Raw genomic sequence first — 26,096 nt, forward strand, 5'->3', positions numbered from 1 at the left:
GCACCTCTAGCGGACGGTCCCGTACATCGCGTCGATCTCCCGCGCGAAGTCCCTCAGCACCGCCCTCCGCTTCAGCTTCAGGGAGGGCGTGAGGTGTCCGCTCGTCTCCGTCCACTCCGTGGTCAGGACCCGGAAGGCACGGATCGACTCGGCCCGCGACACCAGCCGGTTCGCGTCGTCGACGGCCCGCTGGACCACGGCGAGCAGCTCCTCGTCGCGGGTCAGCTCCCACAGCGCGAGATGGTCCTTGTGCCGCATCCGCCGCCAGTGCAGCAGGCCCTCGTGGTCGAGGGTGACGAGCGCGGTGACGAACGGCCGGTTGTCGCCGAGGACCATGCACTGGGCGACCAGGGGGTGGGCGCGCAGCCAGTCCTCCAGCGGGGCCGGGGCGACGTTCTTGCCGGCGGAGGTGACGATCATGTCCTTCTTGCGGCCGGTGATCCGCAGATGGCCCTCGTCGTCGAGGGCGCCGAGGTCGCCGGTGGGGAACCAGCCGTCGTCGGTGTACGGCAGGGCGACTCCGCGCTGGGCGTCCCAGTAGCCGGCGAAGACATGGCCGCCCTTGAGCCAGACCTCGCCGTCGGGCGCGATGCGGACGGCGGTGCCGGGCAGCGGCCGGCCGACGGTGCCGGGGCGCGGGCCGTGCAGCGGGGTGACGGTGGCGGCGGCGGTGGTCTCCGTCAGGCCGTATCCCTCGTACACCTCGATGCCCGCGCCCGCGAAGAACTCGGCGAGCCGCGCCCCGAGCGGTGAGCCGCCGCAGATGACGTGGCGGACCCGGCCGCCGAGCGCGGCGCGGATGCGCTTGTAGACGAGCGGTTCGTACAGGGCGCGGGCGGCGCGCAGGCCGATCGAGGGGCCGCCGGTGTCCCGCGCCTGACCGGCCGCCTGTTCGTGGCCGTACCGCTCGGCGATGCGCGCCGCCCGGTCGAAGGAGGCGGCGCGTCCGGCGCGTTCGGCGGTGGCGCGGGCGGTGTGGAAGACCTTCTCCAGGACGTACGGGATGGCGAGCAGGAAGGTCGGGCGGAAGCTCGCGAGGTCGGCGAGGAGTTCGTCGCTCTCGACGGAGGGCGCGTGGCCGACCCGGACCCGGGCGCGGACGCAGCCGATGGCGACCATCCGGCCGAAGACGTGCGAGAGCGGCAGGAACAGCAGGGTGGAGGCGGGCTCCCTGCTCACCGAGCGGAAGACCGGGTGGAGGAGTCCGACCGCGTTGTCGACCTCGGCGAAGAAGTTGGCGTGGGTGAGCGCGCAGCCCTTGGGCCGGCCGGTGGTGCCGGAGGTGTAGATGAGGGTGGCGAGGTCCTGGGGGGTGAGCAGTCCGCGCCGCGCGGTGACGGCCTCGTCGGCGACCCGCGCGCCGGCTCTTCGCAGCTGCTCGACGGCGCCGGTGTCGAGGACCCACAGCTGTCCGAGGCCGGGCAGCCCGCGCCGCTCGGCGGAGACGAGCCGGGCCTGGGCGGCGTCCTCGACGACGCAGGCGGCGGCGCCGGAGTCCTGGAGGATCCAGCGGGCCTGGTAGGCGGAGGAGGTCGGGTACAGCGGGACGGTGATCAGCCCGGCGGCCCAGGCCGCGAAGTCGAGCAGCGTCCACTCGTAGCGGGTACGGGCCATCAGCGCGAGCCGGTCGCCGGGCCGCAGCCCGTGCGCCACGAGCCCCTTGGCCACGGCGTGCACGTCGGCGGCGAAGGCGGAGGCGGTGACGTCGGCCCAGCTCCCGTCCGGCGCCTTGCGCGAGAAGAGCACGGCCGCCGGGTCCTCGCGGGCGGTCTCGTACGGCAGGTCGGCGAGCGAGCCGCGCCGCACGGGCGGGACGAGCGCGGGGACGGAGACCTCGGTGACGGGCACGTGCGGCTCCTCGGGCGTCGAGAACCGGACAGTAACCTTACTTCCGAGTAAATCTAGGGCGTGCCAAGGGATTTGGACAGATCCCCGGTCACACTGCTCAGGCCCGACCAGGCGAGGGTGATGAGCGTCGTGGCCGCCTGCCGGGGCGTGGCCCGGCGCTCTCCGTCGGTCCCGTTCGCCCAGTTCGCCAGCGACTCCGCCGCCCCCACCAGCGCCTGCGCCAGGCCCTCCGCGTCGCACGGCCCGTCCGCCGCCGCCCGGATCAGCCGGCCCACGTACGCGGCGATCCCGGCCCGCATCCGCTCCGCCTCGGTCGCGAACGGCTCCCCCTGGGCCCGCGCCTGCCGGCTCAGCACCGCCCACGCGTCCGGGTGTTCGGCGGTGTGCGTGAAGAACGCGAGCACGCCCGCCCACAGCCGCTCCTGCGCCGGCCCGTCCCCCTCCACGGCGGCGGCCACGACGGCGAGCAGCGCCTCCGCCTCCCGCCGGATGCAGGAGGTGAACAGCTCCTCCTTGGAGTTCAGGTACAGGTACACCAGCGGCTTGGACACCCCGGCCAGTTCGGCGATCTCGTCCATCGACGCCGCCTGGTACCCGCGCCGCCCGAAGGTCAGCACGGCCGCGTCCATCATCTGCCGCTCGCGCACCGCGCGCGGCAGCCTCTTCTTCCCCGCCACGTTGATCACCCTACAAACGAACCGTGCCCCGGACCGTCGGGTCCGGGGCACGGTGACGTGAACTCGGCGTCAGGCGGCGGCGGTGGCCGGCACCTTCCGCTCGGCGTCCTGCGCGCCGGCCGGCTCGTCGACCGGGGAGGCCGAGGCGGACTCGTAGGCGGCGAGGTCCAGGATCTTCTCGCGGGCGGAGACGATGACCGGGACCAGGGCCTGGCCGGCGACGTTGGTGGCGGTGCGCATCATGTCGAGGATCGGGTCGATCGCCATCAGCAGACCGACGCCCTCCAGCGGCAGGCCCAGGGTGGAGAGGGTCAGCGTCAGCATGACCGTCGCACCGGTGAGACCGGCGGTGGCCGCCGAACCGATGACCGAGACGAAGGCGATGAGCAGGTACTCCTTGACGCCCAGCTGCACGTCGAAGATCTGCGCGATGAAGATCGCGGCGAGCGCCGGGTAGATCGCGGCGCAGCCGTCCATCTTGGTCGTGGCGCCGAACGGCACGGAGAAGGAGGCGTACTCCTTCGGGACGCCGAGGCGCTCGGTGACCCGCTGGGTGACCGGCATGGTGCCGACGGAGGAGCGGGAGACGAAGGCCAGCTGGATGGCGGGCCAGGCGCCCTTGTAGAACTGCAGCGGGTTCAGCTTGGCGACGGTCGCGAGGAGCAGCGGGTAGACGCCGAAGAGGACGAGCGCGCAGCCGATGTAGACGTCTGCGGTGAAGGTCGCGTACTTGCCGAGCAGGTCCCAGCCGTAGTTGACGATGGCGCGGCCGATGAGACCGGCGGTGCCGATCGGGGCGAGCCGGATGACCCACCACAGGGCCTTCTGCAGCAGCTGGAGCGCGGACTCGGAGAGCGTGAGCAGCGGCGCGGCCTTCTCGCCGAGCTGGAGGGCGGCGATGCCGGCGACGGCGGCCATGAAGACGATCTGCAGGACGTTCAGCTCGGTGAACGGCGTGATGACGTCCGTCGGGACGATGCCGGTGAGGAAGTCGATCCAGCTGCCGTGGTGCTCGGGCAGCTTGCCGTCCTTCGGCGTCAGGCCGGTGCCGGCGCCGGGGTTGGTGAGGAGGCCGATCGCGAGGCCGATGGCGACCGCGATCAGCGAGGTGATCATGAACCAGACGAGGGTCTGCACGGCCAGGCGCGCCGCGTTGTTGACCTTGCGGAGGTTGGTGATCGAGACGAGGATCGCGAAGAAGACGAGCGGGGCGACGGCCAGCTTGAGCAGCTGGACGAAGATGCCGCCGACCTGGCCGAGGGTCTCCTGCAGCCAGCCGATGTCCTGGCTGCGGGCCACCCAGCCGAGCAGGACGCCGATGACGAGACCGGCGACGATCTGGGCCCAGAACGGGACCTTGGGTATGCGGGACTTCGTCACGGGCGCGGACGAGGACGCGGACACGGGCACACTCCACTGGTGCGTATCGGGGGAATACGGGGACGGGGGTGCGGCACACCCGCGCTCACGCGCGGGCCGCTGCATGATGCCGGATCAGAGGGCGCGGCAACAGACCGCGGACATACAGCGGCAGAGATCGACGTGCAGGCGCGCCACGAGCGGGCGGCCCGGGTCCTTGAGGAGGCGCACTGCTGTCGTCATGGCCAGAACGTTAACACTTGCACTTTGAGAACCTCAAAGCAGTTCTTTGAGGTAATGGGATACCGAGAAGGCGTCTCAGCCTTCGGAACGCAGAAAACCCCTGGCGGGAGCCTTCGAAGCTCCCGCCAGGGGTGAAGATGTGATGCTGCTTACGCAGCCTTTACGTGGCTCCCGCCGAGGTTGTTACGCGGCGTCCTCGGCCGAGCGGTTCGACTCCAGACGGCCCTTGGCCCGGTCGACCTTCGCCACGATCTCGACGCTCATCCGGTCCCGCTCCTTGCGCAGCAGGACGAAGCTCAGGGGCGCCGACACCAGGATGGACAGCAGGAGCACCCACAGCATGTTGGAGTCGCCGAGGCCGCGCGGCAGCACCCGCGCGTAGACGAGACCCCACAGCACGAGGAAGCTGCCGGCGAAGATGCCGAGGCGCATGAGGGTGTAACGGAGCATGCGAGTTCCTCTCATACCGGACGAGCGTCCCTCCAGTGAAGCACGCGCGGGCAGGACCCCTCGGAGGGGGGTCCTCACCCGCCCTCACGATCTTCAGACGCGCATCGGCTGCGGCGACTCGCGGAGCCCGGCGTCCGGGCCCGGATACTCGCGGATGACCTCGTAGCGCGTGTTGCGCTCCACCGGCCGGAAACCGGCGTCCCGGATGAGCTCCAGGAGGTCGTCCCGGGTCAGCTTGTTCGGGGTGCCGTAGTTGTCGGCGTCGTGCGTGATCTTGTACTCGACCACCGAGCCGTCCATGTCGTCCGCGCCGTGCTGGAGCGCCAGCTGCGCGGTCTGGACGCCGTGCATCACCCAGAAGACCTTGACGTGCGGCACGTTGTCGAAGAGCAGCCGGGAGACGGCGAAGGTCTTCAGGGCCTCGGCTCCGGTGGCCATCGTGGTGCGGGCCTGGAGCTTGTTGCGGATCTTGCCGTCCTTCATGTCCACGAAGTCGTGCTGGTACCGCAGCGGGATGAAGACCTGGAAGCCGCCGGTCTCGTCCTGGAGCTCGCGCAGCCGCAGCACGTGGTCGACGCGGTGGCGCGGCTCCTCGATGTGGCCGTACAGCATCGTGGCCGGGGTCTTCAGACCCTTCTCGTGGGCGAGCCGGTGGATCCGGGACCAGTCCTCCCAGTGGGTCCGGTGGTCCACGATGTGCTGCCGGACCTCCCAGTCGAAGATCTCGGCGCCGCCGCCGGTCAGCGACTCCAGGCCGGCCTCGATCAGCTCGTCGAGGATCTCCGAGGCCGACAGGCCCGAGATGGTCTCGAAGTGGTGGATCTCGGTGGCGGTGAACGCCTTGAGCGAGACGTTCGGCAGCGCCTTCTTCAGCTCGGAGAGCGAGCGCGGGTAGTAGCGCCAGGGCAGGTTGGGGTGCAGCCCGTTGACGATGTGCAGCTCGGTGAGGTTCTCGCCCTCCATCGCCTTCGCGAGGCGCACGGCCTCCTCGATGCGCATGGTGTAGGCGTCCTTCTCACCGGGCTTGCGCTGGAAGGAGCAGTAGGCGCAGGAGGCGGTGCACACGTTCGTCATGTTCAGATGACGGTTCACGTTGAAGTGCACCACGTCGCCGTTCTTGCGGGTCCGGACCTCGTGGGCCAGCCCGCCGAGCCAGGCGAGGTCGTCCGACTCGTACAGGGCGATGCCGTCCTCACGGCTCAGCCGCTCGCCGGCGAGGACCTTCTGCTCCAGCTCACGCTTGAGCCCAGCGTCCATCACGGCCGCCTCCCTTTTCTCCGAAACCAGGCTCCCCAACCTACTCTCAGCCTTCCTCAGGGAGATCCCCGACCCGGTTCTCCCACTTCGTGGACAGCACGATCGTGGTACGCGTCCGGGACACGCCCTTCGTGCCGCTGAGCCGGCGGATCGTCTTCTCCAGGCCGTCCACGTCGTTGGCGCGGACCTTGAGCATGAAGGAGTCGTCGCCGGCGATGAACCAGCAGTCCTCGATCTCGGCCAGGTCCTTCAGCCGGCGGGCCACGTCCTCGTGGTCGGCGGCGTCGGAGAGGGAGATGCCGATGAGCGCGGTGACGCCGAGGCCGAGCGAGGCGGCGTCGACGGTGGCGCGGTAGCCGGTGATGACCCCGGCGGTCTCAAGGCGGTTGATGCGGTCGGTGACGGAGGGGCCGGAGAGCCCGACGAGCCGTCCGAGCTCGGCGTATGAGGCCCGGCCGTTCTCGCGCAGGGCCTGGATGAGCTGCCTGTCCACGGCGTCCATAGGTATGAAGCCTTCCATTGTCCAGCGATACCGCGAGTATAGGTATAGAATCTAAGGCACACAGGGACGACACCCTGTGAATCTTTCAGTGGATCAAAGACGATCTTTCAGGAGTGATGTTCACCGTGTACACGATCGAGATGGCCTACGCCCGCATGCGCGAGCTGCAGGAGATGGCCAGCCGCTCGCGTGCTTACCAGACCTCCGCCGCCTCGAAGCGCGCCGCCAAGAAGGCCGCCAAGAAGCGCTAGTCCCCTATTCGGGACGGGATGCTCCACCGAGCTCCCCCTCCCAACGGCGGTACAGCTCGTGCGGCACTCCCGCCGCGTCGAGCACCCGCCCCGCGACGAAGTCCACCAGGTCCTGGATGTGCGTCGCACCCGCGTAGAACGCCGGAGAGGCGGGCAGCACCACGGCGCCCGCCTCGTCCAGCGCCACCATGTGCCGCAGCGTCTGCCCGTTCAGCGGGGTCTCCCGCACGGCGACCACCAGCGGCCGCCGCTCCTTGAGCGTCACGCTCGCGACCCGCTGCAGCAGATCCTTCGAAAGCCCGAGCGCGACCCCCGCCACGGCGGCCGTCGACGCCGGCACGATCAGCATCCCCTTCACGGGGTACGACCCCGAGGACGGCCCGGCGGCCAGGTCACCCGCCGCCCAGTACCGCACGTCGCTCACGTCGACACCGCCGAAGGTGTCGGGCTTCCCGTCGGCGCCCCGTGCCAGCCAGGTCGCCAGGTCCTCGCGCCAGTGCGCGTCCCGGAAGGCCAGCCCCGTCTCGTCCAGCAGGGTGAGCCGCGAGGCCCGCGACACCACCAGGTCGACGCTCTCCCCCGCCGCGAGCAGCCCCCGCAGCACGGAGGCGGCATACGGCGTGCCCGACGCCCCCGACACTCCCACGACCCACGGACGACGCTGCTGCTTGTTCACCGGCTCCACGCGGCCGAGCCTATCCGGCCACTAGACCGAGAGCCCGCGCACCAGCAGGTCGAGCAGCGCGCACAGGAACAGCGCGATGCCGATGAAGCCGTTGACGGTGAAGAACGCCCTGTTCAGCCTCGACAGGTCGTGCGGCTTGACGATCGAGTGCTCGTAGGCGAACGCCGCCACCACGACCACCAGGCCCGCCCAGAAGAAGACACCCGCGTCCGTCGCCAGCGCGTACCAGACCAGCAGCGCCGTCGTGATCACCGCCGAGACCCGCGCGCCCCACAGGGCGGCCGGGATGCCGAAGCGGGCCGGGACCGACATCACGCCGTGGGCGCGGTCCGCCTGGACGTCCTGGCAGGCGAAGATCAGGTCGAAGCCGCCGATCCAGATGCCGACCGCGAGGCCGAGGATCACCGCGTCCCACGACCACTCGCCGGTCACCGCCAGCCAGGCGCCGATCGGGCCGATGGACTGGGCGAGGCCGAGGATCGCGTGCGGGAAGTTCGTGAACCGCTTCCCGTACGGATAGACCACCATCGGGATGACGGCGAGCGGCGCGAGCGCCAGGCACAGCGGGTTGAGCAGCGCCGCCGCGCCCAGGAAGACCACCACGGCGACGCCGGCGCCGGTCCACGCGGAGCGCACCGACACCGCGCCGGTCACCAGCTCGCGGTTGGCGGTGCGCGGGTTACGCGCGTCGATCTCGCGGTCGATGATCCGGTTGCAGGCCATCGCGAAGGTGCGCAGGCCCACCATGCACACGGTCACCAGGAAGAGCGTCCACCAGTGGATCCTCCGGTCCGTCTGGTACATGGCCGTCAGGGCGGCGATGTACGCGAAGGGCAGCGCGAAGACCGAGTGCTCGATCATCACCAGGCGCAGGAACGCCTTCGTGCGGCCCGGCTGGGCGCCGGGCACCGCGGCCGTGGTCACAGCCCGTACTCCTTCCAGCGGCGGTCCACCAGGGCCGCCGTCGCCGGGTCCGACTCGACCATGTCCGGCCAGCCGCCGTCCCGGGTGTAGCCCTCCTCGGGCAGCTTCTTCGTCGCGTCGATACCGGCCTTGCCGCCCCAGAACTGCTGGTAGGAGGCGTGGTCCAGATGGTCGACGGGGCCCTCGACGACCGTCAGGTCGCGGGCGTAGTCGGTGTTGCCGAGCGCGCGCCAGGACACCTCGTGCAGGTCGTGCACGTCGCAGTCCTTGTCGACGACGATGATCAGCTTGGTCAGCGACATCATGTGCGCGCCCCAGATGGCGTGCATGACCTTCTGCGCGTGCTTCGGGTACTTCTTGTCGATCGAGACGATCGCGCAGTTGTGGAAGCCGCCGGACTCCGGCAGGTGGTAGTCCACGATGTCCGGCACGATGATCTTCAGGAGCGGGAGGAAGAACCGCTCCGTGGCCCGGCCCAGCGGACCGTCCTCGGTCGGCGGGCGGCCGACGACGATCGACTGCAGCAGCGGGCGCCGCCGCATGGTGATGCAGTCGATCCTCAGCGCGGGGAACGGCTCCTGCGGGGTGTAGAAGCCGGTGTGGTCGCCGAACGGGCCCTCGGGCAGCATCTCGCCCGGCTCCAGCCAGCCCTCGATCACGACCTCCGCCTGCGCGGGTACCTGGAGCGGCACGGTCTTGCAGTCGACCATCTCGATCCGCTTGCCCTGCACGAAGCCGGCGAACAGGTACTCGTCGATGTCGCCGGGCAGCGGCGCCGTCGAGGCGTACGTCACGGCCGGCGGGCAGCCGAAGGCGATCGCGACCGGCAGCCGCTCGCCCCGCTCCGCCGCGACGGCGTAGTGGTTGCGGCTGTCCTTGTGGATCTGCCAGTGCATGCCGATGGTGCGCTTGTCGTGCCGCTGGAGGCGGTAGAGACCCAGGTTCCGCACGCCCGTCTCGGGGTGCTTGGTGTGCGTGAGCCCCAGGTTGAAGAAGGAGCCGCCGTCCTTGGGCCAGGTGAAGAGCGCCGGCAGCAGGTCGAGGTCGACGTCGTCGCCGGTGAGCACGACCTCCTGGACCGGAGCCTCTTTGACCTTCTTCGGGGGCACGTGGACCATCGAGCCCAGCTTCCCGAACGCCTCGCGGACGCCGACGAAGCCGTGCGGCAGCTCGGGCTTGAGCAGCCCGCCGATCTTCTCGCTGATCTCCTCGTAGGACTTCAGGCCCAGCGCCTTGAGGAGCCGGCGGTCCGTGCCGAAGACGTTCATCGCCAGCGGCATCGAGGAGCCCTTGACGTTCTCGAAGAGGAGCGCCGGGCCCCCCGCCTTGTTGACGCGGTCGACGATCTCCCCGACCTCCAGGTACGGATCGACTTCGGCCTTGATGCGCTTGAGGTCGCCTTCGCGCTCCAGGGCCCTGAGCAGCGAGCGCAGATCGTCGTAAGCCATGGGCCCAGTATCGGTCACCGGCTAGTCTTGACCCGTCACCGGGGCCGCCACTACGCGCCCCCGCCGCCGTTTCCAGGGGGCTTTCGCACATGCTCAGGGCGCTGCTGTTCATCCTGCCGCTGGCACTGATGATCTACGCCTTCATCGACTGCCTGAACACCCCCGAGGACGAGGTGAAGCACCTGCCGAAGGTGGTGTGGGTGCTCATCGTCCTGCTCGTGTGGGTCGTCGGGGCGGTCGGCTGGATCGCGGCGGGCAAGCGGCGGGCGACGCGCGGCCGCGCCGGCGGCGGATGGGTGGCGCCGGACGACAACCCGGAGTTCCTGAAGTCGCTCGGCGAGCAGCAGCCGCGGGACGAGGACGGCGAGAAGTCCTGAGCGGGAGGTCCTGACATGGAGCTCAGACTCCTCGTCACCTTCGAGAAGGTCGCCACGGTCCTCTCCTTCACCCGGGCCGCCGCCGAGCTCGCCTACGCCCAGTCGTCCGTCACCGCCCAGATCCGCGCCCTGGAGTCCGACCTCGGCGCCGAGCTGTTCGAACGGCTCGGCTCCCGCATCCGCCTCACCGAGGCCGGCGAACGGCTGCTGCCGTACGCCCGGCAGATGATCGCGCTCGCCGGCGAGGCCCGGGCGGCGGTCGCGGCCGGGGACGGCGAGCCGGCCGGGACGGTCACCGTCGGCACGATGGAGTCGCTGACGTCCTATCTGCTGCCGCCGCTCCTGGAGCTCTTCCACCACCGCTATCCGGGCGTACGGCTCTCGCTGCGCCCCACCCTCGGCGACGCGACCCGGCAGGCGCTGCGCCAGGGCACGTACGACCTGGGGCTCCTGATGGAGCGGGAGACGGCGCACGAGGGCCTGGAGAGCGAGGTCCTGGGCGCGGAGCCGCTGGTCCTGGTGGCCGCGCCCCGCCATCCGCTGGCCGGGCGGACCGGGCTGACGACGGCCGATCTGGCGGCGGCGGGCCTGGTGGGCACCGAGCCGGGCTGCGCCTACCGCGACCTGTTCGAGGCGGAGCTGAAGCCGTACGGGCCGGTGTTCACCGAGTACGGGACGATCGAGGCGAGCAAGCGGGGCGTGGCGGCCGGGCTCGGCATCGCGCTGCTGCCCCGGATCACCGTCACGGGGGAACTGGCGTCCGGGGAGCTGGTGGCGCTCGACTGGGAGCCGCCGTTCACCCTCTTCACGCAGATCGCGTGGCGGCGGGGGAAGCGGCTGCCGGCGCACGTCCGGCTGTTCGTGGAGCAGGCGCGGCGGCTCGCCCGAGAGTGACCTTCAGGCTCGCGAGCACGATCAGCGGCACGCCGAGCGCCTGCACGAGCCCGATGTGGTGCCCGTACACGGCCCAGTCGGCGACCATCGCGACGGCCGGATAGGTGAAGGCGAGCACCGCGATCCGGGCGGTGGGCAGCTTGGCGTACGCCGCGTACATCAGCACGTACATCACCCCGGTGTGGACGAGCCCGAGGCCCGCGAGCCATCCCCATCCGGTCCCGAGCCGCGCCGCCTCCCCGAAGTCCGCGAAGGGCAGGAGCAGCGGGATGCCGACGGTCACCTGCACGAGGGCGATCAGGTGCGGCCGGACGCCGCCGATCCGCTTCGTCACGATCGTCGCGAGCGCGTAGAGCACGGCCGCCGCGAGCGCGAACCCGAGCCCCTTCAGCGACGCCGTGTCCCCGGGCCGGGTCCCCGACACGAGCACGAGACCGGCGAACGCGACGCCCAGCCATGCCACCTTGGCCGCCCCGATCCGCTCCCGCAGCACGACCGCGCCGAGCAGCACCAGGAAGAACGGCTGCGTGTGGTAGACGACGGTGGCGAACGAGATCGAGGTGGCCTCGTACGCCTCGAACAGGAACACCCAGTTGAACACGATGAACACCCCGCCGAGCGCGGCGAGCGCGAGCGTGCGGGCCGTGAACCCGTGCCCGGTGAGGTAGCCGCGGGCCAGCGAGTAGGCCCCGAGGGCGAGGGCGCCGAAGAGGCAGCGGAAGAACACGACCGTGAAGGGCGACGCCCCCGACTGCACCACGAAGATGCCGAGGGTGCCGGACAGCACCATGGCGAGGGTCAGTTCGAGGGTTCCGCGGGTCTCGTTTCTCATGTCCACGACGCTACGGAGGCGGACGTGAGGCGGTCCACGGGCCGGTGGGGGGTGCTGCCGATGGCCTCATCGGCAGCACCGATGAGGCCTGGCCCGCGCCTTGCGGTCAGCGTCCCGCCGGCACCGGTTCGGGTCGTTCGGCCGCGGGCTTTCCGGCGACCGTGCGGCTGCCGGAGCCCGGCGTGCGGCGGCGGCCCAGGTCCTTCAGGCGCAGCGCGGGGCGTTCGACGAGGTGCCAGGAGAGCGCCGCGCACAGCAGGGTGATGGCCATGGTGATGGCCAGGTAGGCGGACATGCCCCAGCGGGTCCAGCCGATGACGGCCAGGGCCTGCTGGACGACGAAGCCGTAGATGTAGATGCCGTACGAGTAGTCGTGGCGGGCGCCGATGCGGCGGAACGGGGCCGGGAGCCGGATCGCCAGCCACAGCAGGGTGTAGGCGAGGGCGGGGATGCCGGCGACGAAGAAGTATCCGTAGTGGAGGCTGCCGGCGAGGACGGCGACGGAGACGGCGCCGAGCCAGTCGCTGACCGGGATGCGGTCGCGGTAGACCTCGATGAGGACGCCGCAGCAGAAGGCGAAGCCGAGGTAGACGATGTACGCCGGGGTCACGTAGCCGAGCAGCGGCAGGTCGATGGCCTCGAAGTAGCGGGCCTTGCTGGGGCCGCCCCAGAACGGGGTGGCGAGGGCCTGCCGGGCGACGAGCCAGAGCAGCAGTCCGGTGATGAGGATGACCGCGCGGCGGGCCCGGGTGAGGATGCCGGTCACGGCGAGCACGGCGACGCCGACGTAGCAGAGGAACTCGTAGCGCAGGGACCACAGGGCGCCGTCGAAGGCGGCGTTGTGCAGCTTCCCGGTCGACTGGAGATGGCCGAGAAGTCCGGATATGTCGTACTGCCGCATGGCGAGCGACCAGTTGGCCCGCAGATAGTCCACCGGGCCCTGGGGGCCGTCGAATCCGTCCAGGTTCCCGTAGGTGCGCCAGTACAGCAACGGCGCCACCACGAAGGCGGTGACCAGCAGACAGACCCATACGCCGGGCAGGATGCGCAGCACCCGGTGCCAGAAGTAACGGCCGATCGGAAGCCGGGCGCCGCTGCGGGACACCAGGATGCCGGAGAGCACGAAGAAGCCGTAGACGGCGATGGTGCCGAGGGTCAGCTGGCCGTGGCTGAAGCCGACCAGGTGCTCCTTGCCGCCGTACCCGAGTATTCGGGCGTGGGAGACCACGACGGCCGTGGCGAGCCCGAGCCGCAGGAAGCCGAGGCTGTTGTCGCGGCCGGTGAACAACTCGGCCACGGTCCCGCGGGACCAGGGCAGCGCGAAACCGCGACGCATGGCTATTTCCTTAAGATTCGACCGGCCGCACATCATCGGCCACCCTGTTCACACTTGTCCAGTCCTGTCCGATGCCCGTATACGGATCCGGACAGCTCGCGCCGCCGTGGCCGAACATGCCCGCAAACCCGGCCAGGGACATGCACACAAACTCTGGCCCAATCCCAACTCCCCACGGATATCCTTGACTTGAGCATGTGACGGGGCACGTCTGCTGGGATGCGGGGGGTGTCGGGTGGACAGAGTCCTGTACGGCCGCGAGGCGGTGTTCCATCGCACCGGGCTCGCCGCGCGGCTGGTCGGGCTCGGCGGGGAGCGGCTCGGCGCGGTCCGGTACGAGCACGGGGACGACCCGCCGGTCGTGGTGTTCACGGGCGGACGCGGGATGGGCAAGACCGCGCTGCTCAAACAGCTGCGCAACACCTACAAGGGCGCCACGCCGCTCGCCCTCGTCGACTGCGCCCACATCGAGCCGCCCGCCGACCACGGGCCCGGCTGGACCGAGCTGACCGGGGCCCTCGCCGAACTGGCCGTACAGCTCTCGCCGAAGGTGACCGGGGCGCGGCCGGTGGAGTTCCCGCGGCTCTCGCTCGGGCTCGTGGCCGTCGCGTCGATCAGCTGGACGCGCGAGGAGGAGGAACGGGCACAGGGCGACCTGCAGCGGCTCGGGCCGGTGCTCTCCACCGTCGACGCCACGAAGGGCGCGGCGACGAACTGGGTCACCAAGGTGCTCACCAAACTCGCCGCGACCTTCGCCGAGACCGCCGCCCCGCTCGCCGGACTGCTCGCCGAGGCGACCGTGGAAACCGTCCTGGAGGAGGTGTTCGGCCACGTCCAGCAGAAGTCGGAGGGCTGGTACGGCACGTACCGCAACGCCGGCGGCCGCGGCAAGGCCGGACTCCAGCAGCTCGCCATCGACTTCGCGCAGGGCGGCCGGCGCCGCCGGGAGGCCGAGGACTTCCTCGTCGGCGCCCTGATCGAGGACCTCGGCCACGCCTACAAGGGCCTGGTGCGGGCCGGCACCCGCCGCGGCCGGCCCGTGCTGCTGCTCGACAACGCGCACGGCGACCTCGGCCGCCGGCTCGTCGAACCGATCCTGCGCGCCCGCCACGAGGGCCGCCGCGACAAGGTCGTCGTCCTCGCCACCTCCCGGGTCGACGACCACGAGGGCATGGGGCACGCCCACCGCACCCGGCTGCCCGAGACCGCGCACCGGGCACCCGCCCCGCGCGGCGGCGACGTCACCTCCGGCATCCTCGCCGTCGCGCTCACCCCGCTCTCGCCCACCCAGACACAGGCCGCCTTCGACCGGCTCGACCCGTCCGGCCGCACCCCCGCCGACCTGGCCCGCGGCGTCCACCGGCTCACCGGCGGCCGCCCGCTCGGCGTCACGCTGCTCAGCCGGGCCGCCGCCGAGGCCCCGCGCGCCGCACGGCCCGCCCTCACCCCGGGCGCCCTGCTCGACCTGACCGTGGAGCTGCGCGAGGACAGCGCTCCGGTGCCCGTCGTGCCCGCGCTGCTCGGCGCGCTGCTGCCGCAACAGCGCCTGGAGCCGTTCACCGTGCTCGCCGCCGCCCATGACGAGGAGTCGGCCCGGCGGCTCGCCCGCACCCTGCTGCACACCGAGTCCCGCGACGGCGACATGGCGCTGCGGGTGCGGGACCTGCTGCGCGCCGAGGACTGGGCGGAGGGCCCCGAGCACTTCGTCGCCGACCCGCTGCTCCGCGCCCTGCTGCTGCACCGGCTGCGCTTCGACGACGCCGACCACCCGGACCACACGGCCTGGCGCGCCGTCCACGAGACGCTGCACCGGCACTACGACCAGGACGCGAACCTCCCCTACCGGCTCCACCACGAACTCGCCCTGGGCCGGGTGGAGAACGCGGTGACCCATCTGCGCACCACCTTCCCCGGGCCCGACGTCCTCGGCTGGCTCGGCCGGCTCCGCTTCATCGCCTCCGCGCCCTACCCGCGCGAACCGCGCCCCGCCGGACACGGCGCCGGCCCCGATCCGCGCCGGGCCGCCGCCCTCGGCCGGCAGACCCTCGGCCGCGACACACCGGACTGGCTGCCCGCCGGGCTCGACGCCGACGCGACCGCCCTGCACCTGTCCGTACGGCGCCTGCTGCACGCCGTATGGCTGCTCACCGATCCGCTCGCGCTGCCCGACGAGGAGGTGACCGAGAAACTGGCGCACGAGCTGCGCCAGCTGTCCGGCCGCCATCTGACGGGCAACGCCCCGCTGTGGGACGCGGCCACGCACTGGCCGAAGGACATCCACGCCTGGCGCCGGCCCTCGCTGCCGCCGGGCCGGGACCACCAGGACGGAGTCTGAGGTCATGGCCGACCGGCTCAGCAACTTCCTCCGCACGTTCCTCTACACCCCGCGCCAGAAGCTGATCGCCGCGCTGATCGCCCTGCTCGTCGTCGGCGTGCCGCTCGGCTGGGCCGTACGGAAGTGGACCGCCCCCGAGAACCGCTCCTGCGCGCCCGGCGTCGCCCGCCCACAGGACTCGGACGAGTGCGTGGGCGTCGGCACCGCCGGCGACGGCTACGCCTTCGGGATACCCGAGCTCGCGGAGATCGCCGGGCGCATCGGCGCCGAGAACGCCACCCTCAAGCCCGACGAGTACGCCACCGTCGCCGTCCTGCTGCCCTACACCTCCACCGACCCCGGCATGCGGGTCAAGGTGCTGCACGAGACGCAGGGCGCCTACGCCCGCCAGTACCGCGCCAACCACGAGTCCAACAGCGAGACCCCCAAGATCCGCCTGGTCCTCGCCAACACCGGCAAGAACAACGCCCACTGGCAGACCGTCGTCGACCAGCTCAAGGCCATGACCGGCGCCCCGCACCGGCTGCGCGTGGTGACCGGCGTCGCCACCTCCTCCGACGCGGTCCGCGGGGCCATCGCCGGCCTCACCGGCGCCGGCATCGCCGTCGTCGGCACCACCATCACCGCCGACGACATCGCCGACGGCCCCGGCCCGGCCCACAACCGCTACCCCGGCCTCGCCCGGGTCTCCCCCACCAACACCGACGAGGCCCACGCCCTCGCCCACTTCGGCAAGGTGGACTCCGGCAAGGCGCTGCTCGTCCAGGACACCCGCAACGGCGACCACTACACCGACACCCTCAAGGCGGCCTTCGCCGCCTCCCTCAAGGGCGCGCCGTACGAGCCGCAGCTCTTCACCTCGCCCGACGACCCCACCGACGAGGGCACCACCGCCAACACCTTCCGGCAGATCACCCACCTCATCTGCGACACCCGCGCCGAGACCGTGTTCTTCGCCGGCCGCCACACCCAGCTGCGCCAGTTCATCAACGCGCTGGGCGCCCGCGGCTGCGCCGAGCGCTCCTTCACCATCCTCACCGGCGACGAGGGCTCCTACCTGGGCGCCGACAAGCAGCTCGACCGGCGGGCGCTGAAGAACCGGCTCACCGTCCGCTACGCCGCCCTCGCCCACCCCGACGCCTGGCGCCCCGGGCCCGGCCGGCCGGTCCCGGCGACGGGCGGTTCGGCCGTCGCGTACCAGACCTTCGTGACGGACATCGCCCGCGCCTCCGCCAAGCCGGTCGCGCTCGCCGACGGGCAGGCGATCGTCGCGTACGACGCCATGGCCACCGCCGTCCACGCCATCCGCCAGGCCACCCCGGACGGCGCCGCCTATCCGGACCTGGCCGACGTCCGCACGCAGTGGCCGCAGGTCAAGGGCTCGCTACGGGTCGAGGGCGCGGGCGGCTGGATCTGCCTGGACAACTACGGCAACCCGTACAACAAGGCGGTCCCGATCGTGCAGCTCGCCCAGGACGGCACCCAGCGCTTCGTGGCCGTCGCCTGGCCGGAGGGCGCACCGCCGGCGACGAGCTGCCTGCCGCCGCGCAAGGGGTGAGACGCCCGGGCTCACGGCCGCCGCGCGAGGGGTGGGACACCCGGGGCTCAGGGCTGCCACGCCGGCCAGGGCGCCTCGTCCCGCTCGTACCCCTCGCGCAGCTGCCGCCACCGCTCGTCCGTCCAGTCGCGCCAGTCCGTCGGCCGCCCGTCCAGCGCGTCCCGCAGCCGCTCCAGGTGTTCGTGCCAGCCCGCCAGCATGTCCAGCTTGGCCTCGCGCGTCCCGTGGAAGTCCGCCGTGAAACGCAGCACGGTCGACCCGGCCGCGTCCGGCCGGCCCGGTTCCAGATGGAAGCGGATCCGGCCGTGCGGCGGGCCGACCGTGTACTCGGCGACGTACTCGGGGTCCCAGGCGGTCACCCGCCCCGAGACGACCGTGTCGCCGTTCAGCCAGCGGAGCGTGACGCGCCCGCCGAGCCGGGGCTCCAGCGGGTCCGCCGCGCACAGCCACGAGGGCAGGCCCTCGGGCGAGGCGACGGCGGCCCAGACCAGCGGCATCGGGTGCGGGAGGTCGACCACGTACCGCAGCTGGTGCTCGTCGATGTCGTGGGTCTCGCTCCTGCCCCGGGATATCTCGCTCATACCTCCAGCGTGGCCCCGGGGCCCTCCGGTCGCGAGCTCACGGGCCCTAGACGCCCGCGTACGAGTGCTTGCTCGCCACGAAGATGTTGACGCCGTAGTAGTTGAAGAGGAAGCAGGCGAAGGCGACGAGCGCGATGTACGCGGCCTTGCGGCCCTTCCAGCCGGCCGTGGCCCGGGCGTGCAGGTACGCGGCGTAGGCGACCCAGGTGATGAAGGACCAGACCTCCTTGGCGTCCCAGCCCCAGTAGCGGCCCCACGCGTCGCCGGCCCAGATCGCGCCCGCGATGATCGTGAACGTCCACAGCGGGAAGACCGCCGCGTTGACCCGGTAGGCGAACTTGTCGAGCGTCGCGGCGGCCGGCAGCCGCTCCAGGACGGAGCGGGCGAAGGAGCCCGGGTTGCCGCCGGTCGCGAGCTTGTTCTCGTACGAGTCGCGGAACAGGTAGAGCAGGGTGGCGACGGCACCGAGGTAGAAGACCGCACCGCAGAAGATCGCCGTGGAGACGTGGATCCACAGCCAGTACGAGTGCAGGGCCGGGACCAGCTGGTCGCTGTCGGTGTAGAGCCAGGTGGTGGCCACGCCGAGGTCGAGCAGGACGGTCGTCACCAGCGGCAGACCCATCCAGCGGATGTTTTTCTTCGCGGCCAGGAAGCCCAGGTACGCGCCGGTCGCCACCGTGGAGAAGGTGATCGAGAACTCGTACATGTTGCCCCACGGCGCCCGCTGCACCGAGAGCGCGCGGGCGATCACGCCGGCCGCCTCGACGAGGAAGGCGAGCGTGGTGAGCGAGACGGCCATCCGGCCGTACAGGTCGCCCTTCTCCGTGCCGCCGGCCGCGCCGGGGCCGTCCGGGACGTCCCGGGCACCGGCCGCGGAACGCGTGACGACCTTCGGCTTGTCGAGCACGGCCGTGCCCTCGCCGGCCGTCTTGACCTGCACGGTCACGGCCGGGGCGGCGGCCGGGGCGGCGGTCCGGGTCAGCGCGGCGGCCGTGCGGCCGACCTTGCTGCGGCTGCCCAGCACCCACTCGGCGATGTGCGCGAGGAAGGCCAGGGTGTAGACGGCCATCGACGAGTAGATGAGGTAGTTACTCGTGTGCGCCAGGCTCTCGTTGGTCGCGGCGGCGAGGATCACTTCTCAGCCCCTTCGGACTCTGCGGCAGGTGTGTCGGCGGGTTCTTCCGCCAAATCGGTGGTTGTTTCCGCCGCCTCCGGCGCCGTCGGCGCCTCGGCGTTGAGCAGGGCCGCGAGCTCGGCCAGCTCCTCGGGCAGCCTCGCGGACTCGCTCCGCCCCAGGCCCGCCATCTCCACGACGGTGACGCCGTCCGCGCCGCGCACGGCCCGGACCCAGACCCGGCGGCGCTGGATGAACAGCGAGCCGGCGAGACCGCTGATCGCGGCGATCGCGCCCGTCAGGGCGAGGCCGCTGCCGGGCTGCTGAGTGATCGAGAAGCTCGCCCACTCCTTGATCTCCTTCTCGAAGGTGATCGAGCCGGCGCCGTCGGGCAGGGTCATGGTCTCGCCCGGCAGCAGACGGTTCGCCTTGCCGGTGCCGCCCGCGACCTTGAACTGCTTCATCTTGGTCGTGTCGAGCTGGTACACGTTCTGCGGCAGACCGGAGTTCACGCGCAGGTCGCCGTGGTAGCCGGTGAGCGCCATCACGGGGAAGCCCAGACCGGGGAACTGGGAGAACATCGTGCCCTTGCCGGCACCGGCGAAGGTCGGCACGAAGAACGCCTGGAAGCCCAGCTGCTCCTTCTTGCCGTTCTTGTCGCGGTAGCCGTCCATCACCTTGACGGCGCCGGTGGACGTGACGTTGTTGTCGATCGGCAGCAGGGGCACGGGCTCGTGCATGACGACCTTGCCGCGCCCGTCCCGGACGGTGATCACGGGCGCGTAGCCGTGCGCGATCAGATAGACCTTCGCGCCGTCGACCATGAGCGGCTCGTTGACCCGGATGACCGACTTCTTGTCGGGGCCGTCGCCCTCGGAGTACGTGACGGCCGCCTCGAAGGTGCGCGGCGTGCCGCGCTGCGGGCCGCTCTTCTCGTACGTACCGGTGAACTCGTCCAGCTTGAAGCTGAACGGGGGCAGGTCCTCGACGCCGAACATCGAGCCGGACTTGAAGTCGTCGTACTGGGTGAGCGTGTTGGAGAAGCCGTCGCCCTCGACGATCAGCTTGCCGCCCTCGGACTTGTACAGCCGGCCCCAGGCGAAGGCGACCAGGATGACGATGAGCGCGACGTGGAAGATCAGGTTGCCGGCCTCGCGCAGATAGCCCTTCTCCGAGGCCACCGCGTCGCCGACGGTGTGGGCGCGGAAGCGGCGGCCCTTGAGGATGCGCGTCGCGGCCTCGCGGACCTGCTCGGGCTCGGCCTCGGTGCGCCAGGTGGTGTAGGCGGGCAGCCGGGTGAGCCGCTTGGGCGCGCCCGGCGGGCGGCCGCGCAGCTGGCCGACGAACTGCCAGGTGCGGGGCACGATGCAGCCGATGAGCGAGACGAACAGCAGGATGTAGATCGCGGAGAACCACACCGAGCTGTAGACGTCGAAGAGCTGGAGCTTGTCGTAGATCGGCGCGAGCGTCTCGTGGGCCTGCTTGAAGGTCCGCACCTTCAGCTCGTCCGCGCTGTTCTGCGGGATGAGCGAGCCGGGGATCGCGCCGAGGGAGAGCAGGAAGAGCAGGATCAGCGCGACCCGCATGGAGGTCAGCTGCCGCCAGAACCAGCGGATCCAGCCGATGACCCCGAGGCTGGGGCCGCCGATGACGGTGTCCTCGGCGGACTCCTGGGGCGCGGTGGACAGCTGGGCCCCGGCCGCGCCGAGACCGCCCTCGGGCTGCTCGCGCTCTTCTGTCGTCTCTGTCTTGCTCATCTCGGAACTCTCAGATCCCCACCGTGAAACCGCTGGACCAGCTCTGCATCGTGGAGACCATGGTGTCCCATGCCCCTGTGAGCAGCAGGACGCCGGTCACGATCATCATGCCGCCGCCGATCCTCATCACCCACGTGTAGTGCTTCTTCACCCAGGCGAACGCGCCCAGCGCCTTGCGGAAGGCGACGGCCGTCAGGATGAACGGCAGGCCGAGACCGAGGCAGTAGGCGACGGTCAGCAGCGCGCCGCGGCCGGCGCTGGCCTCCTGCGCGGCGAGCGCGTTGACGGCGGCGAGCGTCGGGCCGATGCACGGCGTCCAGCCGATGCCGAACAGCGCGCCGAGCACGGGCGCGCCGATGAGTCCCGTGGCGGGCCTCTTGTGGAAGCGGAACTCGCGCTGGGTGAACCAGGGCATGAGGCCCATGAAGAACACGCCCATGGCGATCATGAGCACGCCGAGGATCGTCGTCAGGGTCTCGCGGTGCTCCTGCAGCGTCCAGCCGAAGTAGCCGAACAGCGCGCCGCTGGAGACGAAGACGGCGGAGAAGCCGAGCACGAACAGCGTCGCGCCGGCCGTCATCCGGCCGCGCCGGGCCTCGCCGAGGTCGGTGCCGGTGACGCCGGTCACGTAGCTCAGGTAGCCGGGGACGAGCGGCAGCACGCACGGCGAGAAGAAGGACACGAGCCCGCCGAGCGCGGCGATCGGCAGCGCGAGCAGCAGGGTGCCGGTCAGGACCGTCTGATTGGGATCCACGTCACGTTCCCCGTCACTTCTCGGCGAGAAGCGGGTCGATCATGGAACGGAGCTTGGTCTCGTCGAGCCCCATGAGGGAGCGCGCCGCGATCTTTCCGTCCTTGTCGAGCACGATCGTGGACGGAATGCCCTGCGGAATGAGCGAGCCCTTGGGGAATCCGTTGAGAATGAGCTTTCCGGCCGGGTCGTAGAAGCTGGGATAGGTGATCCCGTAGTCGGCCTCGAACTCGGCGGGCTTGGTCTTGTCGAAGTCGCGGGTGTTGATCCCGACGAACTCCACGCCCTTCGCCTTGTACTCCTTGGAGACCTTCGCGAAGTGGGGGGCCTCGGCACGGCACGGGCTGCACCAGGAGCCCCACACGTTGAGGACGACGACCTTGCCCTTGAGGTCGCCGACGTCGAGCTGCTTGCCGTCGAGGGTCTCCCCGGCGAGCTTGCCGGTCGCCGCGCGCTCGCCCTTGGCGACGGTGGAGATGCCACCCGTGTTGGTCACGAAGTTGGTGCCGCCACCACCACCGGACTTGCCGTTGGAGTCGGAGCTGCATGCGGTCAGCGCGAGCGCGGCGGCCAGGGTTCCGACCGCCAGCAGGGCGCGACGAGGGGCGCGGCTAAGGCTCATGTGAAAAGTTTCGCATGGGCGTTCCGGGGATCTTGGGCGCCCCCCTACGTGCCCGTAAAGCCCCTTGTCAAGAAAATCTAAGCCGGTCCGTCAGACGTATCCCGGACGTGCCCCCGGACGGTCTTCGGGCAGGCTTCAGACGGTCTTCAGGAATGTGCTCCAGCCGCCCGCCGGGGACTGGCCGACTTCAAGAGTACGCAGCTTCGCGAGGACCTTCGGATCCTGCACGTCCATCCAGTCCGTGAACTGCTTGAAGGAGACCAGCCGGACGTCCTTCTTGCCGGCCATGTGCTTCAGGGCCTCCTCGACGGCGTCCATGTAGATGCCGCCGTTCCACTGCTCGAAGTGGTTGCCGATGAAGAAGGGCGCGCGGTTCGTCTCGTACGCGCGCTTGAAGCCCGACACGTACGCCTCGGTCGCCTGCTTGCGCCAGCCCGGGTAGCGCGAGGGCATGCCCTTGGTCGTGTTCTTGGACTGGTTGGCGAGCATGTTGTAGTCCATCGACAGGACCTCGAAGGAGTGGCCGGGGAAGGGCACGGCCTGCAGCGGGAAGTCCCAGATGCCCTTCCGCTTGACCGGCCACATCTGGCGGCCGCCGGGCGAGCTGGCGTCGTAGCGCCAGCCGAGCCGCTTGGCGGTCGGCAGCAGGTTGTCCTGGCCGAGCAGGCAGGGCGTGCGGCCGCCGACGAGCTCCTTGGTGTAGTCGAAGGGCAGCGCGTCGAGGTCGGTCCAGCCGCTGTTGGTCTTCCACTTCGTCACGAAGCCGATCGCCTGGTCGATCTCGCTCTGCCACTGGGCCGGGGTCCAGTGGGCGACCGTGCCGGAGCCGCTGCAGAAGTGGCCGTTGAAGTGGGTGCCGATCTCGTGGCCCTCCAGCCACGCCTGCCGGACGTACTTCAGGGTCGCCTTGACGTGCTCGTCGGTGAGGTAGCCGATGTCGGAGGCGCCGACGCGGTTGTTCGGCGGCCGGTAGAGGTCCTTCTTCGACTCGGGCAGCAGATAGAGCCCGGAGAGGAAGAAGGTCATCCGCGCGTCGTGGTTCTTGGCCAGCTCCAGGAAGCGCGGGAAGAGGCCGTTGCCGACCTCGCCGGCGCCGTCCCAGGAGAACACCACGAACTGCGGCGGGGTCTGGCCGGGCTGCAGCGGCACGGGGGCGTCGGGCTGGTTCGGCTGCTTTCCGGTGTCGGAGGTGGAACCGTCACCGATGGGCTTGCCGTCGTTAGGCGTGGGCGTGGCGGAACCGTCCGGGCCGCCCGACGCGTTCCCGTCCTTGCCCGACCCGGAACGGCCGTTCTTGTCCGGGCCGTTGGTGCTGCACCCGGCGATCCCGAGCGCCGCGGCCGCTCCGACGCCCGCGCCCAGGAGCTTCCTCCGGCTGACCTGCCCCATCCCGCGCATCCGATCCCCACATCCCGCAACCCTCGAACAACCGACATCCAGTGAGATGCCGGGAGGAACACGGAGGTTCCGGGAAATAGCACAAAAATTTCAGGGCGACCGGTCGTCCGTGCGAAACACACGAACGACCGGTCGCCCTGATGATGAGCCAGGAAGGCCGACGGAGGCTATGGCCAGGGGGTTACGGTCCGGTGGCCATGTGGGGCCGGGTCACCTCCCGGACCCGCCGTCCCCGGCGCGGACCAGGGCCTGTCCGACCCCGATCCGCCGGACGGTCCCCAAGACGCCCTCTAGGCGCCGAACGCCTTCGCCTTGCCCTTGACCGGCTTGGCCCCGGCGCGCAGGTGCGCCGGCACCAGGTCCAGGGCCGGCTCGCTGTAGCCCACGGAGACGATCTTGTCGCCCTGGTACGTGAACGAGGTCAGCGAGGCCAGCGTGCACTGCCGGCGGCGCGGGTCGTGCCACAGCCGGCGCTTCTCCACGAAGCTGCGCACGATCCAGATCGGCAGCTGGTGGCTCACGCACACCGCCTCGTGCCCGCGCGCCGCGTCCTTCGCCGCGTCGAGCGCGCCCATCATGCGCACGACCTGCTCGACGTACGGCTCGCCCCAGGACGGCTTGAACGGGTTGGTCAGGTGCTTCCAGTTGCCCGGCTTGCGCAGCGCGCCGTCGCCGACGCCGAAGGTCTTGCCCTCGAAGACGTTCGCCGCCTCGATCAGCCGCGGGTCGGTGGCGAGGTCGAGGCCGTGGGTCTTGGCGATCGGCGACGCCGTCTCCTGCGCCCGCTCCAGCGGGGAGGCCACGACATGGGTGATGTCCCGGCCGGCGAGGTGCTCGGCGACCCGGTCGGCCATCTGCCGGCCCAGCTCGGAGAGGTGGTAGCCGGCGCGGCGGCCGTAGAGGACGCCGTCGGGGTTGTGGACCTCGCCGTGGCGCATCAGGTGGACGACGGTGATGTCGGTCATGCCTGGACCTCCGTGGCCTCGGCGGCGGCACGGGCGGCCGCGGGCAGGGCGGCGGCGATCCGCTCGATCGCGCGCTCGTCATGGGCGGTGGACACGAACCAGGACTCGAAGGCCGACGGCGGCAGGTAGACGCCGTCCGCGAGCATCGAGTGGAAGAAGGCGTTGAAGCGGAACGCCTCCTGCTTCTTCGCGTCGTCGTAGTTCCGCACCTCGTCCGCGGTGAAGAACACCGAGAACATATTGGACGCGGTCTGCAGCCGGTGCGCCACGCCCTCCTTGGTCAGCGCGTCCGTGACCAGGCCCTGGATCTCCTTCGACACCGCGTCGACCGTGGCGTAGGCGGCCTCGTCGAGCAGCTTCAGCTGCGCCAGGCCCGCGGCGGTGGCGACCGGGTTACCGGAGAGCGTGCCGGCCTGGTAGACCGGGCCGGCGGGGGCGAGATGGCCCATGACGTCGGCGCGGCCGCCGAAGGCCGCGGCCGGGAAGCCGCCGCCCATGACCTTGCCGAAGGTCATCAGGTCGGGACGGACGCCGTCGACGCCGTACCAGCCGGCCCGCGAGGTGCGGAAACCGGTCATGACCTCGTCGGAGATGTACAGCGCGCCGTTCTCCCGGCACACGTCGGCCAGGCCCTGGTTGAAGCCCGGCAGCGGCGGGACGACGCCCATGTTGCCCGGCGACGCCTCGGTGATCACACAGGCGATCTCGCCCGGGTGCGCGGCGAACGCGGCCCGCACCGCCTCCAGGTCGTTGTACGGCAGCACGATCGTGTCGCCGGCCTGGGCACCGGTCACGCCCGGCGTGTCGGGCAGGCCGAAGGTGGCCAGGCCGGAGCCGGCGGCGGCGAGCAGCGCGTCCACGTGGCCGTGGTAGCAGCCCGCGAACTTGACGACCTTCGCGCGCCCGGTGAAGCCGCGGGCGAGCCGGATCGCCGACATCGTCGCCTCCGTGCCGGAGGACACCAGGCGCACCTGCTCGACCGGCTCGATCCGCGCCACGATCTCCTCGCCGAGCGCGACCTCGCCCTCGCCCGGCGTGCCGAAGGAGGTGCCGCGCGCCACGGCCGCCTGCACCGCGGCGGTCACCTCGGGGTGCGCGTGCCCGAGGATCATCGGCCCCCACGAGCAGACCAGGTCGACGTACTCGCGACCGTCGGCGTCGGTGAGGTACGGGCCGGTACCGGACACCATGAACCGGGGCGTTCCGCCCACGGCCCGGAAGGCTCGTACCGGAGAGTTCACGCCGCCGGGCGTCACAACCGAGGCGCGGTCGAAAAGCGTCTGTGAGACTGGAGCTTCGTATGAATACGGCACTGTGATCCTGACCTGCGAGTACGACGTGTGATACGGAGGGACGATACGGAGGACGGTGTGGGCACCCTGTGAATTACGCCGGGGCGGCTGTCCTCCGCGTCTGCGAAACTGGGGCGTCATAGGGATGGCTCACGGAATCCATGGTGTCAGAGGCCACGGCGATCTTGCGGACAGGTGTTTCACCGCAGGACCCTGGGGGAGGTCACTGTCACGATGATCGGACCGCGTGGCGGACGCGTGCGGCCTGGAACAGCAGTCGGGTGGAGATATGCATCGCGGTGGCGGACCGGGCGAGGGGACTGACGACCTGGGTCCCGACCCTGTCCGGCGGGGGAGGCACCGGCGCCGGAGGACGGAAGAGCCGCGGGCCAACGAGCCGCGCAAGGGCGAACCGAGGACGGGCGAGTCGCGCACGGGCGAGCCGAGGACGGGCGAGTCCAGGGGGAACGAGCCGCGGGCGAACGAGCCCCGGACGAACGAGCCGCGCATGGGCGAGCCGCGCGCTTTCGAGCCGAGGGCTTTCGAGCCGAGGGCCTTCGAGCCCCGGGGGCACGAGCCGAGGACGGGCGAGCCGAGGACGGGCGAGCCGCGCATGGGTGAGCCGAGGACCGGAGATTCC

At 71.0% G+C, this 26,096-nt stretch carries 24 protein-coding genes; 5 read left to right on the forward strand and 19 right to left on the reverse strand.

The window, feature by feature from the left end; all coding sequences use genetic code 11:
* Positions 1-6: 6 nt before the first annotated feature.
* From ACFYU9_RS34645 to ACFYU9_RS34670, 6 genes are all read right to left on the reverse strand, one after another.
* Positions 7-1,848 carry an AMP-dependent synthetase/ligase gene (locus ACFYU9_RS34645; protein WP_389347511.1) on the reverse strand — a complete coding sequence of 614 codons (1,842 nt, stop codon included), beginning with the start codon at positions 1,846-1,848 and terminating at the stop codon, positions 7-9.
* A gap of 53 nt (positions 1,849-1,901) precedes the next feature.
* Complete coding sequence (locus ACFYU9_RS34650; RefSeq protein WP_389216035.1) at positions 1,902-2,507, reverse strand: TetR/AcrR family transcriptional regulator; 606 nt, start codon at positions 2,505-2,507, stop codon at positions 1,902-1,904.
* 87 nt (positions 2,508-2,594) lie between these two features.
* Positions 2,595-3,929: a dicarboxylate/amino acid:cation symporter gene (locus tag ACFYU9_RS34655; protein WP_389347513.1), complete on the reverse strand. Its 1,335-nt coding sequence runs from the start codon at positions 3,927-3,929 to the stop codon at positions 2,595-2,597.
* 381 nt (positions 3,930-4,310) lie between these two features.
* Positions 4,311-4,577 (reverse strand): DUF4229 domain-containing protein, encoded by a 267-nt coding sequence (locus ACFYU9_RS34660; RefSeq protein WP_389215288.1) that lies wholly within the window; start codon positions 4,575-4,577, stop codon positions 4,311-4,313.
* Positions 4,578-4,670: 93 nt separating this feature from the next.
* On the reverse strand, positions 4,671-5,834 hold the full coding sequence (gene mqnE / locus ACFYU9_RS34665; RefSeq protein ID WP_389215285.1) for an aminofutalosine synthase MqnE: 1,164 nt from the start codon (positions 5,832-5,834) through the stop codon (positions 4,671-4,673).
* A gap of 46 nt (positions 5,835-5,880) precedes the next feature.
* Entirely contained in the window at positions 5,881-6,336 is a 456-nt protein-coding gene (locus ACFYU9_RS34670; RefSeq protein ID WP_267044218.1) for an Lrp/AsnC family transcriptional regulator, read from the reverse strand.
* Positions 6,337-6,452: 116 nt separating this feature from the next.
* Between ACFYU9_RS34670 and ACFYU9_RS34675 the strand changes: the two genes are divergently transcribed.
* Entirely contained in the window at positions 6,453-6,587 is a 135-nt protein-coding gene (locus ACFYU9_RS34675; protein ID WP_389215282.1) for a hypothetical protein, read from the forward strand.
* A gap of 4 nt (positions 6,588-6,591) precedes the next feature.
* Here the strand turns inward: ACFYU9_RS34675 and ACFYU9_RS34680 are convergent, their stop codons facing one another.
* Genes ACFYU9_RS34680 through ACFYU9_RS34690 form a run of 3 tightly spaced genes read right to left on the reverse strand, consistent with a single transcriptional unit; the run spans position 6,592 to position 9,644 of the window.
* On the reverse strand, positions 6,592-7,263 hold the full coding sequence (locus tag ACFYU9_RS34680; RefSeq protein WP_389347581.1) for a UbiX family flavin prenyltransferase: 672 nt from the start codon (positions 7,261-7,263) through the stop codon (positions 6,592-6,594).
* 30 nt (positions 7,264-7,293) lie between these two features.
* On the reverse strand, positions 7,294-8,196 hold the full coding sequence (gene mqnP, locus ACFYU9_RS34685) for a menaquinone biosynthesis prenyltransferase MqnP (protein ID WP_389215279.1): 903 nt from the start codon (positions 8,194-8,196) through the stop codon (positions 7,294-7,296).
* Complete coding sequence (locus tag ACFYU9_RS34690; protein WP_389215277.1) at positions 8,193-9,644, reverse strand: menaquinone biosynthesis decarboxylase; 1,452 nt, start codon at positions 9,642-9,644, stop codon at positions 8,193-8,195. Before ACFYU9_RS34690 ends, mqnP begins: the two co-directional genes overlap by 4 nt.
* A gap of 89 nt (positions 9,645-9,733) precedes the next feature.
* Between ACFYU9_RS34690 and ACFYU9_RS34695 the strand changes: the two genes are divergently transcribed.
* A complete protein-coding gene (locus tag ACFYU9_RS34695; RefSeq protein WP_389215274.1) occupies positions 9,734-10,021 on the forward strand; it encodes a PLDc N-terminal domain-containing protein in 288 nt (95 codons plus the stop codon).
* A 15-nt stretch (positions 10,022-10,036) separates the two neighbouring features.
* Complete coding sequence (locus ACFYU9_RS34700; RefSeq protein WP_389215271.1) at positions 10,037-10,915, forward strand: LysR family transcriptional regulator; 879 nt, start codon at positions 10,037-10,039, stop codon at positions 10,913-10,915.
* Here ACFYU9_RS34700 and ACFYU9_RS34705 read toward each other — a convergent pair.
* Both ACFYU9_RS34705 and ACFYU9_RS34710 read right to left on the reverse strand, forming a co-directional pair.
* On the reverse strand, positions 10,827-11,747 hold the full coding sequence (locus ACFYU9_RS34705; protein WP_389347515.1) for a DMT family transporter: 921 nt from the start codon (positions 11,745-11,747) through the stop codon (positions 10,827-10,829). The two genes, ACFYU9_RS34700 and ACFYU9_RS34705, sit on opposite strands and share 89 nt — an antisense overlap.
* Positions 11,748-11,853: 106 nt before the next feature.
* Entirely contained in the window at positions 11,854-13,083 is a 1,230-nt protein-coding gene (locus ACFYU9_RS34710) for an acyltransferase family protein (protein ID WP_389347517.1), read from the reverse strand.
* A gap of 235 nt (positions 13,084-13,318) precedes the next feature.
* On the opposite strand from ACFYU9_RS34710, the gene ACFYU9_RS34715 reads away from it, so the two are divergent.
* Together ACFYU9_RS34715 and ACFYU9_RS34720 are read left to right on the forward strand one after the other, a co-directional pair.
* On the forward strand, positions 13,319-15,418 hold the full coding sequence (locus ACFYU9_RS34715) for a hypothetical protein (protein WP_389347519.1): 2,100 nt from the start codon (positions 13,319-13,321) through the stop codon (positions 15,416-15,418).
* A gap of 4 nt (positions 15,419-15,422) precedes the next feature.
* Positions 15,423-16,976 carry an ABC transporter substrate-binding protein gene (locus ACFYU9_RS34720; protein ID WP_389215259.1) on the forward strand — a complete coding sequence of 518 codons (1,554 nt, stop codon included), beginning with the start codon at positions 15,423-15,425 and terminating at the stop codon, positions 16,974-16,976.
* Between the two features lie 47 nt (positions 16,977-17,023).
* Here the strand turns inward: ACFYU9_RS34720 and ACFYU9_RS34725 are convergent, their stop codons facing one another.
* From ACFYU9_RS34725 to hemL, 8 genes are all read right to left on the reverse strand, one after another.
* The gene (locus ACFYU9_RS34725; RefSeq protein ID WP_389347521.1) at positions 17,024-17,557 is read right to left on the reverse strand and encodes an SRPBCC domain-containing protein; all 534 of its coding nucleotides are present in this window, start codon (positions 17,555-17,557) and stop codon (positions 17,024-17,026) included.
* A 46-nt stretch (positions 17,558-17,603) separates the two neighbouring features.
* Positions 17,604-18,692 carry a c-type cytochrome biogenesis protein CcsB gene (ccsB, locus tag ACFYU9_RS34730; protein WP_389347524.1) on the reverse strand — a complete coding sequence of 363 codons (1,089 nt, stop codon included), beginning with the start codon at positions 18,690-18,692 and terminating at the stop codon, positions 17,604-17,606.
* Positions 18,689-20,428: a cytochrome c biogenesis protein ResB gene (locus ACFYU9_RS34735; protein WP_389215249.1), complete on the reverse strand. Its 1,740-nt coding sequence runs from the start codon at positions 20,426-20,428 to the stop codon at positions 18,689-18,691. The genes ccsB and ACFYU9_RS34735 overlap by 4 nt, the downstream gene beginning before the upstream one ends.
* Positions 20,429-20,438: 10 nt before the next feature.
* Complete coding sequence (locus ACFYU9_RS34740) at positions 20,439-21,182, reverse strand: cytochrome c biogenesis CcdA family protein (RefSeq protein ID WP_389347527.1); 744 nt, start codon at positions 21,180-21,182, stop codon at positions 20,439-20,441.
* Between the two features lie 13 nt (positions 21,183-21,195).
* Positions 21,196-21,801 carry a TlpA family protein disulfide reductase gene (locus tag ACFYU9_RS34745; RefSeq protein ID WP_389347529.1) on the reverse strand — a complete coding sequence of 202 codons (606 nt, stop codon included), beginning with the start codon at positions 21,799-21,801 and terminating at the stop codon, positions 21,196-21,198.
* Positions 21,802-21,936: 135 nt separating this feature from the next.
* Positions 21,937-23,190: a hypothetical protein gene (locus ACFYU9_RS34750; RefSeq protein ID WP_389215240.1), complete on the reverse strand. Its 1,254-nt coding sequence runs from the start codon at positions 23,188-23,190 to the stop codon at positions 21,937-21,939.
* 299 nt (positions 23,191-23,489) lie between these two features.
* On the reverse strand, positions 23,490-24,164 hold the full coding sequence (locus tag ACFYU9_RS34755) for a histidine phosphatase family protein (RefSeq protein WP_389215237.1): 675 nt from the start codon (positions 24,162-24,164) through the stop codon (positions 23,490-23,492).
* Positions 24,161-25,477: a glutamate-1-semialdehyde 2,1-aminomutase gene (hemL, locus tag ACFYU9_RS34760; RefSeq protein WP_389215234.1), complete on the reverse strand. Its 1,317-nt coding sequence runs from the start codon at positions 25,475-25,477 to the stop codon at positions 24,161-24,163. The genes ACFYU9_RS34755 and hemL overlap by 4 nt, the downstream gene beginning before the upstream one ends.
* Positions 25,478-26,096 lie beyond the last annotated feature (619 nt).

The sequence above is a fragment of the Streptomyces sp. NPDC004327 genome (assembly GCF_042873935.1).
In the GTDB taxonomy this organism is placed as follows: domain Bacteria; phylum Actinomycetota; class Actinomycetes; order Streptomycetales; family Streptomycetaceae; genus Streptomyces.